The organism is Aeribacillus pallidus, assembly GCF_050478865.1.
Lineage (GTDB): Bacteria > Bacillota > Bacilli > Bacillales > JACDOC01 > JACDOC01.
Genome location: NZ_JBCNBW010000008.1, coordinates 46,590 through 65,307 on the forward strand (window position 1 = coordinate 46,590; position 18,718 = coordinate 65,307).

The window sequence follows — 18,718 nt, forward strand, 5'->3', positions numbered from 1 at the left end:
CGATGTTAAATTTTTTATACTCAAGTTTTCTTCTCCAGCAACTCACTGCAAGATTTTCAATCTTACCCAAAAGTCCAACTTAATCAAATACTTGCTCTCAATGTCAAACAAGCAATGAAGGGAGCGATGTTTGAATCAAAAGGTAATCAATTGCCCCGCATGGAATCATAATACGTACTTCTTGGTAGATCTAACACTTCACAAAGGGTTTGAACGGGATGTTGATCTTTAAACTGATCGATCACTTCAACTAGTTCTTGGCTATTTATTTTTTGGCGAATATGGCCATAGCCTTTTTTAAAATTTCATTCTCCTCTTGTAAGCGACGTAGTTGTTTTTGTAACTTGGCATAATCATCTGGTGTGACAGTTGATCCATCTTCCAAGTTCATAGGAGAAGATCTCTTAATCCATTTATAAATGCTTACTTCAGAAACGCCATATTCGCTACTTAAGTTTTTAACAGAAGTACCTAAGTGATAAAGTTCAACAACCGTTCTCTTGAAATCGTCATTAAATGATTTTGACACTACTTTCCCCATAAGGACACATCCTTTCACTTTATAGTCTTGTCAATTTATCAAGAACTTAACTAAGATGTGTCCATGAAATTATACTAACACCAGTGATTAAAATTATTTTTCATTATAAAAATTTTTGAAAACTCACGGATTGTCTAAAAAACTTTGGGAAAGGGTTGAAGATAAGAATTATCGGAAATGTGGTACAGAAAAGAAATTTGAGGTGTTTAAGAAGGTGCAAGCAATTGTCGTTACTTTCGTATGGAAGTCCGAACTCCATACGGAAAATGTTGCTATTATGCATTGAAAGCCTCTAACAAACGATTGACTCGAAAGGAAGCCGAGGAAATGGTTCGCAAGATGGTCCATAAGTATGAAGACCATCGAATGTATAGAGAATGGTTGAAAAAGGATTTGATTTTTATTTGTAGAAATTATCTGTATGGAAAATCTTTCTTTTTAGAAAGGAAGTAATAAGATGCGACAAATCATTGCTCTAGGCGGCGGAGGGTTCTCAATGGAACCGGATAACCCGTTATTAGATCTGTACATATTGAAACAAGCAAAGAAAACTACTCCAAAGATTTGTTTTATCCCTACTGCAAGCGGGGATTCAGATATTTATATATCAAGGTATTATAACTTTTTTAATAAACAAAATTGTAACCCTTCTCATTTATCTTTATTTAAACCGCCAACAAGAGATTTAGAGGGGTTTTTACTGGAGAAGGATATTATTTATGTTGGTGGAGGAAATACAAGAAACTTATTAGTTTTATGGAAAGAGTGGGGGTTAGATAATATTTTGAGAAAAGCTTGGAACCAAGGGATTGTTTTAGCTGGTATTAGTGCTGGTTCTATATGTTGGTTCGAGGAAGGCGTCACAGATTCATTTGGAGAAGGATTAGAACCAATTAAATGCTTAGGTTTTCTAAAGGGCAGTAATTGTCCGCATTATGATGGAGAGTCAGACAGAAGACCTTCGTATCATAAACTAATTGATTCTGGAGACTTACAAGCTGGTATTGCAGCGGATGATGGAGTTGCTATCCATTATATAGAACAAAACATAAGTAATATAGTTAGTTCTAGACCAAAGGCAAAGGCTTATAAGGTTTATTTAAATCACAAGGATATGAAGGTTATTGAGGAAGAGCTTCAGACGAATTTTTTGGGTGAAATGAGAAATTAGTACCCAGAAAGTTTGAATAATTGGTAAAATTCTTTTATACATAAAGATACAATGGAGGGGAAAAGGGATGGGACTATCAGAACAGCTAATCAAGAAGATATTCCGCAACTTTTAAATTTAATGTATCAATACATTGTGGATTTTTATAAAAGACCTAAACCAACGGAAGAGTCACTTAAAGGATTGATGCAACATGTGCTGGATAACCCTTCCAGCGGAATACAATTTATTGTAGAACAAGATGGAAGAGTATTGGGTTTTGCAACCCTGTATTTCTCCTTTAGCACTCTTCAGGTGAAATAAATGGCTATTTTAAATGATTTGTTTGTTATACCCGAAGCAAGAGGGCAAAAACTAGGTGAGAAACTGTTTAAAACGTGCTTGTCTTATATAAGAGAGAATAATTTTGCCTGTATGACATGGGAAACTGCAAAGGATAATTTAGTTGCTCAATCTCTTTACAACAAAATGGGAGGTCAATTGTCTGAATGGTTAGTTTATGAAATCAGTTAGTGTATCCAATAGTTTTTTATTAAGCTATCCTGAAAATTAATATTTTCATTCATCTGATGGTGCCGTATAGATGTGGCATGGGTGGCTATGATTCAAAAAGTTATTATCAACAAAAGGGGGGATTTTATAGTGTTAGACAAGAAAAAAGTAGGAAATATATTAGGTGTCACGTCTTTGTTGCCTGTAATCATAAGTATCATTATTTTCTATGTTGAAAGAGGTCCAAATGCTGATGTTTATTTCGTGATCACAATTTATGGCATCTTATCAATTATTGGTATTTTATTCGCGGTGTTCTCGTGGTTGATGACGAAACGTTTCTTTCTGCCAATTATCAGCTTGATAGGAAATGGAGCGGTTTTGGCCATTACTTTTCTTTTGCTATTGGCAATGGGGATTAGTGAACCATAAAAAAATATTCTTATTCAAAGATTCTGCCCGTAGTTGCAATCTTTCTTTTTCTCCTGTAAATACACGAAAGTAGGTGGCATATAAAATATAAAAATGGAAATGAGTAAGTTTATACTTCATGGCGATATATTGATTATGAAAGTAAAGATTGATGGTGTTGATTATACATTTAGCATTAGGTGGAAAGCACCGAAGAAACCTTATGATGAAACTTGGGAACTTGTATCATATGCGAAAAATTCGACTGGTGAAAAAGATTTAAGTGAAGAACAAATTAAGAAGTTTATGGATACAGTTAATCCTAAAATGAATTGGAATATAGCAAATTTTCAAAAGTAAACTTCTTGAACTAACGGGTGTTTAGTTTAGTAAAAGATAAAAGGAGCATACATATTATACATGACTAATATGTACGTTCCTTTATTTTTTAAGTCTTTTTATAATTTAGGTCTTGATAAGCAATGGGTTCTTTTTTATTTGCTAAATTATCAACATTATTGTTTAACAGAGCTTAAATTTTAAATTAAGTCTTAAATATTATAAGTGAGCCACAAATGTAAATAAGTTTAGATTGAAAAACAGACATAAGTAAGCTTAAAATTCTGCAAAACATGCTTGCTTCCTCGAATACGCTCCTCATTTCATATTCTGTATAACCTGATATATGGTGTGGAGAATCCAGAATGGAAAAAGTATGATGCTCCTTATTATCCGCTTGAATTTTGTACCTTTGGAAAGTTTTCTAAGAAAATGGGAAGAAAAAATGAATGTTACGGATGTACCAAGCCAAATGATTATGGAATATCAAGGTCAAATTATAGGCATGGTTAGCTATTATTGGGAGGATAAGCGTACACAATGGCTTGAAATTGGGATCGTCATATATTCTCCTGATCATTGGAATGGTGGATTTGGAACGGAAGCATTATCTTTATGGATTGACTATCTCTTTGAAAATCTACCCATCGAGAGAGTGGGGCTGACGACTTGGTCTGGAAATCAACGAATGATAAGATGTGCGGAAAAATTAGGAATGCAATTAGAAGGGAGAATGAGAAAATGCCGCTACTATAATGGCGAATACTATGATTCCATTCGGATGGGTATTCTTCGAGAGGAATGGGATGAGTTTAAAAAGAATAATCCTTTATTCAACTTCCATGAAAGAACGTGTTAACTTTTATCATCTGTGGTGAGGCTCGTTTGATGGTTAGCTACGGGCGACATTAGCTGAATAAGAAAATTATTCAACTCGTGGTTAATTGGCTCATTCAAACTACCAATTAGAACATAAACTGGTGAGTTTTGTTACAATGTTAAATTAACATATTTAAGTTAAACAACAGGAAGGTGTAATACAATGACATATTTTATGTACATATTTTGCTTAATAGTATGGGGACTTAATTTTATTGCGGTGAATTGATATGTTTAAAGATGCCGCTCATTCCGTCATGATTAGCTTTCATGAAGAACCATCCAAGTATGCTTCTGAGTCTATTTCCTTCTATGAAACGAAAATTATTAACAAACTTTTTGATCTAGCAAAAAAATATAATCCTTGTAATATTACGACATAACCTAAATTAAGAAAGGATGATTTGTATGAACACTGAATCAAATGTCAATGTAAGGGTCACTCGTCAATTTAGCGTATCTCCTGAGAAAGTTTTCGACGCTTGGCTGGATCCTGAGATGATTGGCAAGTGGATGTTCGGACCTGATCTCCGTGATGAAGAAGTGCTGCGCATTTCCCTCGACCCGCGCGTAGGAGGATCGTTTTCTTTCGTTGTGCGTCGACAAGGGCAGGAAATTGATCATGTAGGGGAGTATCTTAAGATGGACCGGCCTCGCCGTCTCGTGTTCACCTGGGGGGTGGCGGACGTAGAGGGAAGCTCACGTGTGATGATCGACATCGTACCGCTGAAGAATGGGAGTGAGCTCACCTTGACCCACGAGTTGCATTCGGACTGGGCGGACTTCGCGGGCCGTACCAAGGATGCCTGGACAAAAATGCTCGATGTGCTAGCAGAGAAACTTAGCTAAGAGATAAAACCATACGAAGGAGTATTTAAAGTAGATCATTCGGGTGGGATGCGGTGAGATTGAATAGGAATACTTGAGACTTACCGATGGGTAGTTCAAAATAGACGAGAAAGGTATGAGTTTTGCGTTCGTTCTAGCATTGATCTAAATGAGAAAAATCGACTCATTGCGGGTTAGATTTTTTAAAGATCAGCACTTACTGGCTGTGTTTTCCATTTTAAAAAGTAAAATATGCCAAAAAAATAAGCTGTTTGAACATATTTGTAGCTAATATGTTCAAACAGCTTTTTTATATTCATTAGACAAAAAAACAACTTTTCCTCATCTAAGGTACTGCCGCAGTATAGCTAGCTAATGAGTTTTGTTAGTTACAATAAGTATTGTTTTTTTATTCGGCTTCAGCCGTTTTAAGCATTTGAAACATCGGTAGCATCACCAGAATGCCAATAATGAAGATTGCGGCAGAGGCCTGATAAATCGTAAAAAGGGAGAATTGTTTTTTCAACAGACCAGCCAAGCTCATCGTAATAACCATCGATCCCATGAACAGTGGGGTTAATATTCCGTTAACACGACCTACGAACGTTTCGTCGGTATTATTTAGTATAATCGTGTTTATGCCGATATGGAGAGCAGGCATGAATAGACCGATAAAAAATTCAGCCAACAAGGTCAGCCAGAACATGGTAGACCAACCCATAACAAAAATTCCTGCAGCCATACTTCCCATCCCCAGCATCAGCAGGACGTGCGGCGCAATCCGATTGGAAAATACCATCGCTAAAGCGCCACCGATGATCATCGCTGCTCCATGGGCTGCAAACAGCCATTGCAAGTATTCTTCTTCCAGACCAAGACGCTCTGTTACAAGAAAGATGGCCAACGGGTGGATTAATCCAAGCCCAAACCCAGCAGCCATGAAGCCGCCTCCCAAAGTCACAAGAATCTTGCGCGACCACACATATTGAAAGCCGAGCTTCATTTCATGCCAGAGCGATGTCTCACTTTCGTCCTTTTTCTCTATCCGATCGGGAGGCAATAAGGTCAGTACAAGAGCAGATAATAGAAATGCTATACCTACTACCGCCATAGAGATGTTGATACCGAATTGTTGAAAGACGAAGGTGCCTAATATCGGACCAATGATCATGAAAATAGCCATCATTGTCTGGAATAAGGACATTCCCGCCTGCATCTGTTCTCCAGAAACGTGTACTTTAAACAGCTTCATCCCCGAAGGCTGAGAGAACTGCGATAGGATGGCGGAGACGAATGTTGCGAGAAAAACCGCCTTCCATGTGCTAAACAGGAGCGCCATTAATATGACAAAAATCGATAGAGCACTCAAAAGGTCGCACCAGATCATCGTTCGTTTCGGTCGCCAACGGTCGGCGAACGTACCGCCAATAAAGGAGAAGATAAAAATCGGTGCAAATTCGGCTACTGATATAAGTGAGACGGCAAGTGGATCCCCATTTGTTTTCTCCGTAACAAACAATAGAATCGCAAAGTTACGTACCCAAATGCCAATCTGAATAAACAAGCCAGCCGTCATAATCGTTTGGATGAAACGATTACGTAATAGTGAAACCATAGAAGGATTTGTGTTTGTTGATGACATCAGAATGACCTCTCTAATTTTTAAAATGTAAAAACAATATAAATTCTAGTCTCGACAAACGAGCGAATATATGTTCCTATTACCAAATCAATTATCTGTGATTGGAAACAGATTGTCAACTGTTACCATTTTATCTTTTAAACAGAAATATTCACATAAGAAATCCTTGTTTTTGGAACTACTTATGGCGTTGCAGAGAGAATATAAGATAAAGTAAAACGCTTGAAGCGAAAATGAAAAAGCTTCGTAAAAGTATATTTTAGCCAGATGAAAAACAAAAATGGATCCCAAGGCACAACTTTAACCATTCAATGGGTAAAGGGGAATGGACATTAAAAAATACACAAAGAAACAAATATAAATATTGTATTAAGTGGCATTGGCTTAAAAATAAGGATCGTAGATGATTCGAAAACAGGTTTGAAATAGATTCTGCACATTAGGCTGAATGAAAACGAACTCGTACGAGGAGCGGAGGTACCCTAAATGGTAATGAGCATAGGAGTAGGGTTTATGATGAGAATGCGAGCGTTTGTTAACAGCTTCAAATATTTCACAAAAATGTAAAAAATTTTTAGCATATAGGATGGATGAAATTCTTATGGTTACTTAAGATGATGATAAGGAAAACGAGTGGCATTTTTAAAATGATGGAAGAATACCGCTTGAATATATACTTCTATTCTCAAAGGAGGAAATACAATGGTCATTTTAGAGGCTAGTAATATTGTTAAAATATACGGAGGATTTGGTGGTGAAAGTTCAACTACTGCGTTGGGCGGAGTGAGCCTATCCATTAATAAAGGAGAGTTTATTGCGATTATGGGCCCATCTGGAAGTGGTAAGACTACATTGCTTAATGTATTGAGTGGAATTGATAAGCCTACTTCAGGTGAAGTAATAATCGCAGGCAAAAAAATAAGTGAAATGGCAGTTGATGAATTAGCTCTGTTTCGTCGTAAACATTTAGGGTTCGTGTTTCAGGAATTTAACCTTTTAGATAGTTTAACAGTTAAAGAAAATATCATTCTTCCAATGATACTGGAAAAGAAAACATCAACCGAAATGGAAGAAAAAGTTCAAAGTCTTGCCAACCTTTTCGAGATTGAATCAATCCTAAATAAATATCCATATCACATATCTGGTGGACAGCAACAAAGAACGGCTGTTAGTCGAGCATTAGTGAACGAGCCTAGTATTATTTTTGCCGATGAGCCAACAGGAAACTTGGATTCTAAATCATCGGCAGTTATTATGGAATGCTTTGAAAAAATCGTTCACGAGCTTTCGACAACTGTTCTCCTTGTTACCCATGACGTTTTTGCAGCTAGCTATTGTCAGAAAGTTGTCTTTATAAAAGACGGTCTAATTCATTCCTACATCGTAAAAAAAGGAAGTAGAAAGGAGTTTATAAATCAAATCATGGATAACCTTGCTATCATAGGAGGAAGAAACCATGTCTTTTAATCAAATTGTGTGGAAAATGGCAAAGGTCCACTATAAAAAATATATTTTATACTTTTTATGCAACAGTTTTGCAGTCATGTTTTTCTTTATGTTTTCAACTGTTTATTTCAACGAGCAAGTAGTACGAGTTAAGAAGTTAGAATCGATCCAATATGTTTTAACAGTCCCAGGGGTTGCCCTTGTTGTTTTTACTGTTTTTTTCATTAGTTATGCACACAATATTTTTATAAAAAGAAGGAGAAGTGAGATCGGACTATTCATGACTTTAGGAATGTCCAATCGTGATATAAGCAAATTATTACTATTAGAAAATGTGATCATTGCCATCTTTTCGATTATTTCGGGTATTTTATCAGGAATAATATTTTCTAGACTATTTTTTTTACTACTAATGAATAGTGTGGGATTACAAGAGGTTCCTTTTCAATTAAATAGCAAAATGTTCGTATATTCGATCATTACTTTTTTAATCGTATTTTTCATTGCAGTTGGGCAATCACTCTTCCTCATACTTAAACGAAGTGTTATTCATAGCTTAAAAAGTGACAAGATTGCAGAAACAATAAAGATGAAAAATCCACTATTGGGTGGTGTAGGGCTGGCTATTATTATTGGATCCATTCTTGGGCTATATTATACGTATTCAGATCCTAAAGCGGGTGAGTTCCTGCTTTTTTGGGCAATTGCAACATTAATAGGATTGTACATTAGTCTTTATCAGTTTACTAGTTTATTTATAGAGCTTGCTAAAAAATACAAACCATTTTATTATCGTCGATTATTATTTATGGCGAGTCTAGATTACAAATTTAAGCAACTGACATCTATACTTATGCTCGTTACTGTCATGATAATGATAACTATACTGTATAGCACAATAATATTATCCACCTACATGTTAAATGAAAAGCAAGTAATTGATAGGAATCCTTTTGATATAGCATTTATCCAAACAGAAAATAAAAATAACTTGGCTTTAGAAGATCTTTACTCAATCGTTGACCAAAAAGAAAATCCCGTCCAAAAACATCTGGTGATACCGATATATACCTATTATCAAAAACAACCATACAGTGACTGGTCCTACGTCTATCATTTTATGGCAGTGGACCATTTTAATCAGTTAACTTCCAATCAGTTTAAATTACAAGATAATGAATTTGTATACTATATAAATGATGACCCAGAAAGCGAAGGAAGTGGTAATGATTATAATCAAGATGTTATCTTTCCAATCAGAAATGAGAATGTAACTTACACACGAAAGGAAACAATTATAGAAAAAAACATCAACAACCTAAGTAATCTTCATGACTTTATAATTGTAAGTAATTCCGAATTCGAGTCTCTAAAAGATAAATTAGATGGTTTTGAATCAAATCTTCATTTAATCAATGTTGCAAACTGGAAAAAGACAACTAATACTGTTGAGAGACTAGAAAAGAGTTTTAAAAGCTACAATGTAAACACTCCACCAATTGTTGATGTTCGGGTAGAGAATGCTTCAGAAGAAGACTTATTTCAGGTTGCCTCTAAAGTGGAAGATTATAATCACAACAAAAATTCTAATGGTATATTATTCTTTGTAACCTGTTTTTTAAGTGTCATTTTCTTCTTTGGATCGTTTACTCTATTATATTTAAATCTTTTTTCCGAGATTGATAAGGAAAAAGACAAGTATAAAAAACTTAAATATATAGGGGTTACTACGAAGGAAGTAAATCGAATCATTTCAAGAGAGATAACAACCCTATTTTTTGTCCCAACCCTTGTTGGAACTACCTTAGCTTTCCTTTACATCGTTGCTATGGCAAAGGATATTGGTGGAATCACAAAAAATCCTGAGATACTATTACACTTCCTCATTGTTGCAGTAATCTACCATTCCATACAAGTAGGATTTTTCCTATATGGCAGAAAGAAAATGTTTTACTATCTAACTGGACATTAATGTAAGTGTTCAGGTTAGCGGAGGAAGGACTACATAAAAAAGAGAGTTTAAGTTAATTGGAAAAAGAATATTTTTCTATTGTAATTCAACAGTTTAAACATTTTAAAGAACGAGCGGAACAATGAGTTACACTTGGGGCCAAGTGGTACAACATTTCCCTGCAGTTATCCTCAAGATTGTCAAACGAAAACTAAGTATGTACAAAGCTTCTTGTCTTTTTGTACATTATTTTTTGTCTTTCTTGGATTTAATACCAACCAAAATAATTCTGTCAATTATATGTGGATCAATACCGATAAAATGATTTACAATTTGAACAATGTTCGTTTTAAAGGTGAAGGTGGGCGAAGTATAATGATTTACAAGAGTGCTAATTTCCAACACATAATGACATCAATGGAGATGTTGACTCTTACTATGTTTTTAGATGAGACGTTTCCTTTAAATGGTAAAATGAGTATGTAGATTGTTAACAAATGTACTTACATTAGCAGGGCAGGGGTGAATATATGAAATTTGCTACTAAAATAATGATGCTATTACTTATTGTTTTCCTAATGGCTTGTAGTAAACAACTAGAAAGTGGAAAATTGATTCATGAAGAGCAAACTACCACAAGTGGTCAATGGGTAGGAGGGAGTACAGTAATAGTAGCTTATAATGATAAGGAATTTGAAGATTTATGGAACTCTTTTAACATTGAAGAAAACCGTCCTGATGTTAATTTTGATAAAGATGCTATATTATTTGCACATACAATGGAAAACTCTTGTCCCAAACAAATCAGTAAGTTTCAACTAAGTGATGACGGTAAAAAGTTAATTATTGAAACATCTCAAAAAGGGTCTTATTGTAATGACATTGGTATTCCAAAGTTATTTGTGTTTCAAATGGAAAAAGATATGCTGGATCGTGTGGAGACAATATCTTTTGAAGGAAAATCTTTTGCTCATAGGTGACTAGAATGTTTTTTTAGTGGCAATAAAAACCGCTGAAAATTCTAACATTTTATGGCAGTGGACCATTTTAATCAGTTAACTTCCAATCAGCTTAAATTCACCCGAAGAAATTCCAACAGATGAAAATATTATAAAAGTTGAATGGGTAGATTTAGAATTAGCAGATGAATTAATGCCATATCATCCTGAAGGAATATCTAAATTAATTAGAAATACTGGAGCAAAATACACATTACAAAAATAAGAAAGATAAATTGCTATAAACTAAGAATAGAATAAATGAATTTATTTGCATATTGAGTGGATATATTTGTGTCAAAAAGCTGACAGAATTATTCCAGGATTAAAAACGCGAAAAATCGCGTTTTTGCATTTTTTGTTCAGTCATCATATATTATGTTGCTAAAATTTTTATTATAGAATACATGAAATTATAATATATTGACGTATTTTCAGAACAATATGAAGTTACAGAGCTGCTCTAAATAGAGCAGTTTATTTTTTTATTCAAAAATAATTTTTGATTTAATTTCCATATTTTAATAGATGTACATAATTATTTCAAGGATATTACAATTATTGTGTGTTATCCGGATAACCAGAAACTGCTTGAAAGGATAACATCGAAACATCATGAATGGAGAAGGTTAAGGATTTTTTCTAAGACTTTATCCATTTTACTACCCTATAACAAGTAACTGGGCTTCTTCTATCACATGGAATACACAGCCGACTATTGGAGCTTCTCCAGAGTCAACCACGACGAGTAATTCTGTTAACACCTACTGGCAGTGGGAAATAACGCAATTAATCAAAGATTGGTACAACGGCGTACAACCAAACTACGGGTTCATGTTAAAACAACAAAATGAGACTACGTCTCCATATCGTACCTTTAACACAGTTAATAGTGGAAATAATACACCAAGAATTACGATTAACTATACGGTTGATCCTATTGTAGCCGGCCAAGCTCTAACTTTTCCCATGCCTTTCGGGACAGATACACAGGCCCAAACTCTTTTGTCCATAGCATTGAGACGGAAGAGGAAGAGCCTTGCCCGTGAATTCGGTCATAGTAACGCTCTGAAAATTTGGCTAATCTCTCGATTATGTTATCGACAGAGCCATTCTCTAATAAATGTTCTAACCTCCCTAGATTACAAAGCGTTTGTTGCCGAACTTTATTGTCTACACGAAATGTACGACATATTTGTAAATACTCGCGAACAGAACCATCTTTATCATAACACTACCTACACGTATGACCATCAAGGAAGAAGAATCAGTAAAACAACGTCATCTGGAACGACTTACTACCACTATGACGGTGACTCGATTCGATTGTTGTATGAAACAGATGAAAACAACAACATCATTACGGAATATACTTGGGATGAAAATGGTCAACCACTTACGATGACGAGAAATGGTGTAACGTATCATTATCATGTAAATGGTCACGGTGACGTAACGGCATTAACCGATGCCAATGGAAATATTGTTGCGGAATATGAGTACGATGCATGGGGAAATGTCCTTTCACAAACTGGCTCAATGGCATCACAGAATCCAATACGGTATACAGGGTACTATTTCGATGAAGAAACAGACCTATACTATTTGATGGCGCGTTATTATGATGCCAATATCGGTCGTTTCCTCACAAGAGATTCGTTTCATGGGTTTGAGGATGATCCGCAATCTTTAAACTTATATTCTTATACAAAGAATAATCCAGTAATATACGTTGATCATGATGGACACAATCCATTGCTGATAGCCGCGGCTAGAATGATAATAAGATATGCGGCCCCTCAATTAAAAAAATGGGGCTTAAAAGCAGCAACAAAAATAGCCACTTATGCAAAACGTGTATTAAATAAATTTACAAAAGAGTTTGATATTAGAGTTAATCCTCATTCAGACCAGATTGTATTAGTTTTAAAAAAGCAACGAAAAAAAGGAGAAGATGCCCGAATATTTTCCTTAGACTATCATCATTTACCAGCCATTAAAAATAAAAAAGGGCTACCACAACCTGGTAGGATTTTTCATTATCATATAGCTCCAAACCCTAAAATACATTATGTTTTTGGATGGTCTGTAAAAAGAGGATATTATGTTCCTAAACATCCTCTCTACAGATTAGTTTAATAAAAAGGGGAGAATTTTTGAATTATGTATACCTTAAATGTTCAAAATTATAAAATCTGTAACGGCTGCAAACAAAAAAAAATAATGGATATTGTCCAATTACAAAATAAAACGAAGTGTCCAATCCAAACACACTTTCGTTATACTATAGAAGAGGGAATAAAAAATAGATTTTATATTAGCCAAACTTCAGAAAATATAAGCTTTTTATCTCAATTCTTATTAGATTTGAATCAATTTCCAATATATATATTGATTCAAATGAATGACTTTTCTATAAGTGAAGGGTTGGGAGAAAAGCTTTTAAATTGGCTATATCTAAGAAACAGTCAAATTCATTTTTTTGATTATAACGGAATAATAATGAGCGAACCTAATTCTGTAGTAAATGGGTATTGCCTGATCAAAATAACAAGCTTAAATTGTACCGATGCATCTGATTTAATTGATTTTCTTTTCCCATTCTTCACAAGTAACGAATTTGTGAGCTTTTGGTTAGGAGAACTCCCTTGTTTTATAGTTTATAATAATCACATTTTTCTAGATGTTCAAAATGCAGTAATTATAGTTGGTTATGATGGTGATGGTATAGATTTTTTAGATAAAAAAAATCAATGGAATTACGAAAAATTTTGTAGAACCTTAAGTGATGTTTTTATAATTAAAAACTATAATGAGGTAACATTTGATACAAAATATTGTAGTATAAATAGATATTAAATTTTGCAACATCGATCCGAAATCTTTAAACCAATATGCGTATGCCCATGGAAATCCTGTACGTTATGTTGACCATGATGGTAATTGGGTGTGGCTTGTGTTTAATGCAGCTTTGGCTACGTATGACGGATATAAAGCTTATAAGAAAGCTAAAGCAGAAGGGAAAAGAGGATACAAACTATGGTCTGCTGTTGCCTGGGCGGTTGCAGGTAATTATATAAAAGTTGGTAAAATAAGCAAATATTTAAAACTTGCCAGAACTTCGAAAAAAGTTAGAATAACTACTGCTCAAGCAACTGCTTTAGCAAATAGTTTGGGAAAAAAGACAAGCTATAAATCTCATGGTCAACCAGTATTTAAAAAGGGTAATAGGTATATCACTCCTGATGTTGACTCTCATAGTGGTGGTGTATGGAAAATAGCAACATCAGTAAAGAATTTAGGAAGTAAAAAAACAAGACTTGGAACATATGATGCTAACTTAAAAAGGATTGGTGATTAAGTGTTCTATTGGAGAGTAACTAAATACAACCCCCTATATCGTAATGAAAGAGATGTTTATCTAAAAGATGAATGGACATCTTTTTCAGATGTTGATGGAATCAATTTAACTATGGATGAGTATTTATTGACAGAAAATGCTTATGTGAATGCAGTTTTTCATTTCATGAGTGATATGGGTATTACGACTTTAGAAATATCTGATCTAGAGAAATACAATTTAGAAGAAATAGGTCAGAGTGGACAAATACTATATCCAAACGAAATGATTAGTCTTTTTAATTCAATACATGAAAGGGATATTATTAGCATTAAGAACATTGGACATGTATGCAGACTAGTATTAAGAGAAGTTCTCTGGTGTAAACTTAAATATCAACACAGTTTTTTTGTTCATTTTGGTTTTGATTACTATATGTACATTGGTTGTTCGTTGAAATGTGACAAGGCTATCGAAAAAATTATTAAGTCAGGGCTATTCGTCGAACTTTGTGAATCACCGTATAGCTAATAAAAATTTTCAAGGGGCTCTAAAAAGTCAGTGTAGCTGACTTTTTATTGGTACTGTGATTAAACGTTCACAAAATTAGAAGATCTTTATTAACAACATCTTTGAAATCAAGTCTTCATGAAAAGTATGCATATAAAGTGGGTATAATTCTGTCATAAAATTTGACACAATTATACCCACTTAAAAATGATATTTAGCATAAAAAGGGATAATTCTGTCACTAATGTTGGTATAATTCTGTCAATTTACAGCATACGCAAATAATAATCCAATTATGTATGTTGACCCTGATGGTCATTTCGCAGTTGTAATCCCTGCTGCAGCGTATGCTGCACTAGTAGCAGTTTTAGGTGCAGCACTTGTTTATTATGCTATAAAAACGATAGAGGCTATTGTTCCTTTAATAAACCAAAGTTTTGCAAGAGTAAAGTCGAGACCTAATTATAGATCGAGATATGAATTGCATCATATAGTCGCCCAAACAGCAGCACCTGCAAGAAATATATAAAAAAAGGTTAGAATAGGTATTAACAGTAGCTTAAACCTGGTAAATTTAAAAACGGGATTTCATAGGAGACTTCACAGAAAACAATACTTTCATGCAGTAAACAGTATAGTTAATAGAGCTTATGTTCCTAGTTATAGTTATACAAGAAATAAAAAAAGGGTTAAAGCTTCCCTTAAATTTATAAAAACCTGGCTTTCGGTTAGAAGTAAACTCGCTCCATTTTAATAAAGAATAATTAAGATTAATTGCGGGTAGACTTTAGTATGAATGATGACATTTGTGCTAAATGTTTACCCGTAATGATAAAACATGAGGGATGGTTGTTATGCTCCTACAAATGGAAATAATAAAAAAACTTAAAACCTCTCATCAGATTAGATGTTCCAAAAATAATCATTTTTTATGTCACACCATGGAAAGAAAAACAGTCATTTATCGACAAGATAATTGGGAAATAGTTAAAGAAATTAAAAGGCCTAGCTATCCAGCAAACATACGATTTTTCAATAATGATAACCACTTGTTAATAAATAGTACAGATGGTCAAATCTATATATATGATACAAATAATTTCGAAAAGATAAATGAATTTAGATCAAGAAAAAATTTTCGACTAATAGAAGGAGATATAAACATTACTAATGACAACCGACAAATTATTCTCCCAGTTATAAGTGAAGATAAGGCACAAATTGGGGTTATTAACATACAAACAGGAGAAAGAAAATTATTTACTAACTTTCAATACGAAGATAACATTCTGGAATACAATCAATATATTTCTTCTGAAAAAAAACACTTATTCACCCTTACTTTTATTAATTTAAAAGGATTTTATGAGAACAAATTAGTGAAAGTATCAGATCCTATAGAGGAAAGTTTTATTGAAGAAATATACAACAAGCGAATTATGATATGGGAAAAAGCTTTATATAATCCAATATTTGAGCACTATATTTTAGTTAATGAAACTGAAATCATTTTAATAAATAAAGAATTTGACAAGATAATAAATAGGAAATCCATATCGAATGGCAAAGATATTGGTTATTTCTATCACGTTGGCTTATCTAATGACGGTAATTACATATTATTAACTTTTAGTAAATATATTTTTATTCTTAAATATGACGATTTATCAATTGTGAGATCAGATAAAATCCCATATGCTTGCTTTGGAGAATTTAGTTCTGATGATCATCATCTTTACATCGGAACATGGAAAGAAGGATATATACTTAAAAACAACTTATAATACTCTGTATGAGAGTGAAGATTTACAGTGGCTTTCTTATCTCGAATAAAAATTATATTGTTAATGGTAATATTATGGAAAATATTGAAAAGCCATTAGGCTCTGTAAATAGAGCGATCATGTCCTTCTTCTATGAAATAATAACAATTTGACAGAGCCCATGACCTTTATCAACAATCAACAGCTGCAGGTATATATCTGCCACTTATATTTACACATTACACCAACATTACATACAATTGACAAAGTTATACGTGCTCAATCTACGATTTAAGACGTATGAAACAGACGAAAACAACAACAGCATTGCTGAATATACATGGGATGATAACGGTCAACCACTTACGATAACGAAAAACGGTGTAACGTATCATTATAATGTAAACGGACACGGTGATGTAACGGCATTAACGGATGCCAACGGAAACATTGTCGCTGAATATGAATACGATGCGTGGGGGAATGTCCTTTCACAAACTGGCTCAATGGCATCACAGAATCCATTACGATATGCGGGATACTATTATGATGATGAAACAAAATTATATTATTTGACATCCCGTTATTATGATCCAAGCATTGGAAGGTTTTTAACAAGAGATACATTCCACGGTTTTGAAGATGATGCCATAGGGCTTAATCAGTACGTTTATACAAAAAATAATCCTGTTATCTTTATTGATCCTGACGGTCACTGGATTTGGATAGTCGTTCAAGCTGGATTGGCAGTATTAAGATTTGCAACCCCATTACTAACAAGAGCAGGTCCTTGGATGGCGAGAACAAAAATCGTAAAATATGCTGAACAGGTCTTGAAACCATTTAAGTCTGATTATTGGAAAAAGAACGGAATAGATATTGATATTAGCATGTCAAAAAATCATGTAGTGAAGATAATTAAGAAAGGTTATGGACGTATTTTTTCATTGGATTACCATAGACTTCCCGAAATCAAAAACAAAAAAGGTAAGTCTTTGCAGAGTAAAGTATGGCACTACCATATATATCCTAAACCTGATATACACCATGTTTTTAGATTATCAGTTCCTCAGGGGTACAACATACCTAATTCTTGGAAGTACCGATGGGCACCTTTTTAACACTAGGTAAATTTAGAGACTAAAGTCTATCTTATTTGACGTATAATGAAATGTGCAGAGTAGTTAGTGTAGCGTAATTACTCTACGCCTATATAAAAAACCTGTTACTAATTACTATATTTGTTTCTAAAGTTGATTTTGGTAGGAAATTCTAGGAAAGGGGGATAAAGTGTGAAAATGAAAGCACAAATAGGGTACTTTCCAGACTATTTATATATTGGATATTTTCCATTTGAAGTAAACGGACCAAGTAAGTATGTATTTAAGTTTGGAGAATTTAGTTTGTTGGAGATGGGAGAAAAATTAATTCCACAATGGATGAACCAATTGTCAGCATATCCAATATATGTTTGCACCATATTTTCCCATCATGTCTACAAATTTTTTCAAGAAGACTGCAGTAAAAATGGGATAAGAATTACTTTTCAACAAAATTTTAACGATGAAATAGAATATCGAAACGTTCGAATTTTAAATATTGTAGAAATAAAAAATGCTAAGCAATTTAAAGATATCATGATTCATTTAGTAGACTGTTCAAGTGATTTAGTATTGTGGTCATCTAATAAAAAATCTTTTACAATCGAGAAAAGGCCTACGAAATATAACGGAAAAACTTATATGTTGGATAGGGTAATTGTTCGTATAAGTGAAGAATCAAGTGTATTTTGGATCGATACAGACTCCATATCCATCTATACTATTAGTAATGATGATAAATTTTCCGATTTTAGAAGAATTTGCGAAACGCTACCATCTTTTGTTGTACCTACGTTAACAACATACTATTAGAATCATTTACAAATGCTATGCATACATTTTTGGGAATTTTTAACAAATATTAACCAAAAACAGAATCTATTGCCTCAGAGAAATGCAAAGGAAAGAGAAAAATACAGATACGTTTGGTAGAGGAGGCCACATTTAATGTTCAGGGTGGAGTTAAGACTAGAACCAACAAGTGGAGATTTTGTTTTAACAAACAATAACGGAAATGAAATGAAATTCTCGATTTCTCCAGAAAACGTAGACGAAACTGAAAAGTTTGAGAATTTTCTAGTTGACTTTTTATTAAAGAAGAATCAATTTCCTCTATACTTGTATTTCTATGGAGGGCTCAATCTTCTATATGATTGAAGTAAAAAGGTTATTACAAAATAGAAGGTAACTTTGATTTACTTGATAGAATGTGGGCAATTTATAAAATTTCAATCAATACTCCCGAAAGTCTAGTGAAAATAATTCAAGAAACTTATTCTTTAGCTACATGGATAGATCCGTTTATC

The 18,718-nt window shown here is 33.8% G+C and carries 16 protein-coding genes and 5 pseudogenes; 18 read left to right on the forward strand and 3 right to left on the reverse strand.

Translation table 11 applies throughout. The features are described 5' to 3' along the window. Window positions 1-265: 265 nt before the first annotated feature. On the reverse strand, window positions 266-541 hold the full coding sequence (locus ABES52_RS02830) for a transposase (RefSeq protein WP_429648725.1): 276 nt from the start codon (window positions 539-541) through the stop codon (window positions 266-268). A 457-nt stretch (window positions 542-998) separates the two neighbouring features. Here ABES52_RS02830 and ABES52_RS02835 point away from each other — a divergent pair, with 457 nt between their 5' ends. The 6 genes and pseudogenes from ABES52_RS02835 (at window position 999) to ABES52_RS02860 (ending at window position 4,682) form a co-directional block, all read left to right on the forward strand. Next, a complete protein-coding gene (locus ABES52_RS02835) occupies window positions 999-1,712 on the forward strand; it encodes a Type 1 glutamine amidotransferase-like domain-containing protein (RefSeq protein ID WP_429648727.1) in 714 nt (237 codons plus the stop codon). 51 nt (window positions 1,713-1,763) lie between these two features. Further along, a pseudogene (locus ABES52_RS02840) lies at window positions 1,764-2,225 on the forward strand (N-acetyltransferase family protein). Between the two features lie 129 nt (window positions 2,226-2,354). Next, the gene (locus tag ABES52_RS02845) at window positions 2,355-2,636 is read left to right on the forward strand and encodes a hypothetical protein (protein ID WP_429648729.1); all 282 of its coding nucleotides are present in this window, start codon (window positions 2,355-2,357) and stop codon (window positions 2,634-2,636) included. A gap of 135 nt (window positions 2,637-2,771) precedes the next feature. Continuing rightward, on the forward strand, window positions 2,772-2,975 hold the full coding sequence (locus tag ABES52_RS02850) for a hypothetical protein (RefSeq protein ID WP_429648731.1): 204 nt from the start codon (window positions 2,772-2,774) through the stop codon (window positions 2,973-2,975). Window positions 2,976-3,251: 276 nt separating this feature from the next. Continuing rightward, window positions 3,252-3,813: pseudogene (locus tag ABES52_RS02855) on the forward strand (GNAT family N-acetyltransferase). Window positions 3,814-4,241: 428 nt separating this feature from the next. Continuing rightward, on the forward strand, window positions 4,242-4,682 hold the full coding sequence (locus ABES52_RS02860; RefSeq protein ID WP_429648733.1) for an SRPBCC family protein: 441 nt from the start codon (window positions 4,242-4,244) through the stop codon (window positions 4,680-4,682). A gap of 388 nt (window positions 4,683-5,070) precedes the next feature. On the opposite strand, the gene ABES52_RS02865 is transcribed toward ABES52_RS02860, so the two are convergent. Continuing rightward, a complete protein-coding gene (locus tag ABES52_RS02865) occupies window positions 5,071-6,303 on the reverse strand; it encodes an MFS transporter (protein ID WP_429648735.1) in 1,233 nt (410 codons plus the stop codon). 702 nt (window positions 6,304-7,005) lie between these two features. Here ABES52_RS02865 and ABES52_RS02870 point away from each other — a divergent pair. From ABES52_RS02870 to ABES52_RS02885, 4 genes and pseudogenes are all read left to right on the forward strand, one after another. Then, a complete protein-coding gene (locus ABES52_RS02870; protein WP_429648737.1) occupies window positions 7,006-7,770 on the forward strand; it encodes an ABC transporter ATP-binding protein in 765 nt (254 codons plus the stop codon). After that, a complete protein-coding gene (locus ABES52_RS02875) occupies window positions 7,760-9,721 on the forward strand; it encodes an ABC transporter permease (RefSeq protein ID WP_429648739.1) in 1,962 nt (653 codons plus the stop codon). The genes ABES52_RS02870 and ABES52_RS02875 overlap by 11 nt, the downstream gene beginning before the upstream one ends. Before the next feature lie 509 nt (window positions 9,722-10,230). After that, window positions 10,231-10,680, forward strand: a complete 450-nt coding sequence (locus tag ABES52_RS02880) for a hypothetical protein (RefSeq protein ID WP_429648741.1) — start codon at window positions 10,231-10,233, stop codon at window positions 10,678-10,680. 687 nt (window positions 10,681-11,367) lie between these two features. After that, window positions 11,368-11,610, forward strand: a pseudogene (locus ABES52_RS02885) (DNRLRE domain-containing protein); the annotation flags it as partial. Window positions 11,611-11,641: 31 nt separating this feature from the next. On the opposite strand, the pseudogene ABES52_RS02890 reads toward ABES52_RS02885, so the two are convergent. Then, window positions 11,642-11,893, reverse strand: a pseudogene (locus tag ABES52_RS02890) (IS1634 family transposase); the annotation flags it as partial. Between ABES52_RS02890 and ABES52_RS02895 the strand changes: the two are divergent. From ABES52_RS02895 to ABES52_RS02930, 8 genes and pseudogenes are all read left to right on the forward strand, one after another. Beyond that, window positions 11,881-12,837, forward strand: coding sequence for an RHS repeat domain-containing protein (locus ABES52_RS02895; protein ID WP_488168053.1), 957 nt, complete (start codon window positions 11,881-11,883; stop codon window positions 12,835-12,837). The pseudogene ABES52_RS02890 and the gene ABES52_RS02895 overlap by 13 nt on opposite strands. Window positions 12,838-12,861: 24 nt before the next feature. Continuing rightward, window positions 12,862-13,557: a hypothetical protein gene (locus tag ABES52_RS02900; RefSeq protein WP_429648743.1), complete on the forward strand. Its 696-nt coding sequence runs from the start codon at window positions 12,862-12,864 to the stop codon at window positions 13,555-13,557. A 292-nt stretch (window positions 13,558-13,849) separates the two neighbouring features. Further along, window positions 13,850-14,059 (forward strand): annotated as a pseudogene (locus tag ABES52_RS02905) (toxin C-terminal domain-containing protein); the annotation flags it as partial. Beyond that, entirely contained in the window at window positions 14,060-14,569 is a 510-nt protein-coding gene (locus ABES52_RS02910) for a hypothetical protein (protein WP_429648745.1), read from the forward strand. 833 nt (window positions 14,570-15,402) lie between these two features. After that, window positions 15,403-16,332: a hypothetical protein gene (locus ABES52_RS02915; protein ID WP_429648747.1), complete on the forward strand. Its 930-nt coding sequence runs from the start codon at window positions 15,403-15,405 to the stop codon at window positions 16,330-16,332. A 254-nt stretch (window positions 16,333-16,586) separates the two neighbouring features. Beyond that, window positions 16,587-17,432 carry an RHS repeat domain-containing protein gene (locus ABES52_RS02920; protein WP_429648749.1) on the forward strand — a complete coding sequence of 282 codons (846 nt, stop codon included), beginning with the start codon at window positions 16,587-16,589 and terminating at the stop codon, window positions 17,430-17,432. Window positions 17,433-17,603: 171 nt separating this feature from the next. Further along, entirely contained in the window at window positions 17,604-18,224 is a 621-nt protein-coding gene (locus ABES52_RS02925) for a hypothetical protein (RefSeq protein ID WP_429648751.1), read from the forward strand. A gap of 135 nt (window positions 18,225-18,359) precedes the next feature. Beyond that, window positions 18,360-18,569, forward strand: a complete 210-nt coding sequence (locus ABES52_RS02930) for a hypothetical protein (protein ID WP_429648753.1) — start codon at window positions 18,360-18,362, stop codon at window positions 18,567-18,569. Window positions 18,570-18,718: the final 149 nt, after the last annotated feature.

Bases quoted from the DNA above. Each gene is read 5' to 3' on its own strand.
- ABES52_RS02915 (WP_429648747.1), top strand. From the start codon at position 15,403: ATGCTCCTACAAATGGAAATAATAAAAAAACTTAAAACCTCTCATCAG.
- ABES52_RS02875 (WP_429648739.1), top strand. From the start codon at position 7,760: ATGTCTTTTAATCAAATTGTGTGGAAAATGGCAAAGGTCCACTATAAA.
- ABES52_RS02900 (WP_429648743.1), top strand. From the start codon at position 12,862: ATGTATACCTTAAATGTTCAAAATTATAAAATCTGTAACGGCTGCAAA.
- ABES52_RS02850 (WP_429648731.1), top strand. From the start codon at position 2,772: ATGAAAGTAAAGATTGATGGTGTTGATTATACATTTAGCATTAGGTGG.
- ABES52_RS02830 (WP_429648725.1), bottom strand. From the start codon at position 541: ATGGGGAAAGTAGTGTCAAAATCATTTAATGACGATTTCAAGAGAACG.
- ABES52_RS02870 (WP_429648737.1), top strand. From the start codon at position 7,006: ATGGTCATTTTAGAGGCTAGTAATATTGTTAAAATATACGGAGGATTT.
- ABES52_RS02860 (WP_429648733.1), top strand. From the start codon at position 4,242: ATGAACACTGAATCAAATGTCAATGTAAGGGTCACTCGTCAATTTAGC.
- ABES52_RS02895 (WP_488168053.1), top strand. From the start codon at position 11,881: ATGTACGACATATTTGTAAATACTCGCGAACAGAACCATCTTTATCAT.
- ABES52_RS02930 (WP_429648753.1), top strand. From the start codon at position 18,360: ATGTTCAGGGTGGAGTTAAGACTAGAACCAACAAGTGGAGATTTTGTT.
- ABES52_RS02835 (WP_429648727.1), top strand. From the start codon at position 999: ATGCGACAAATCATTGCTCTAGGCGGCGGAGGGTTCTCAATGGAACCG.
- ABES52_RS02880 (WP_429648741.1), top strand. From the start codon at position 10,231: ATGAAATTTGCTACTAAAATAATGATGCTATTACTTATTGTTTTCCTA.
- ABES52_RS02865 (WP_429648735.1), bottom strand. From the start codon at position 6,303: ATGTCATCAACAAACACAAATCCTTCTATGGTTTCACTATTACGTAAT.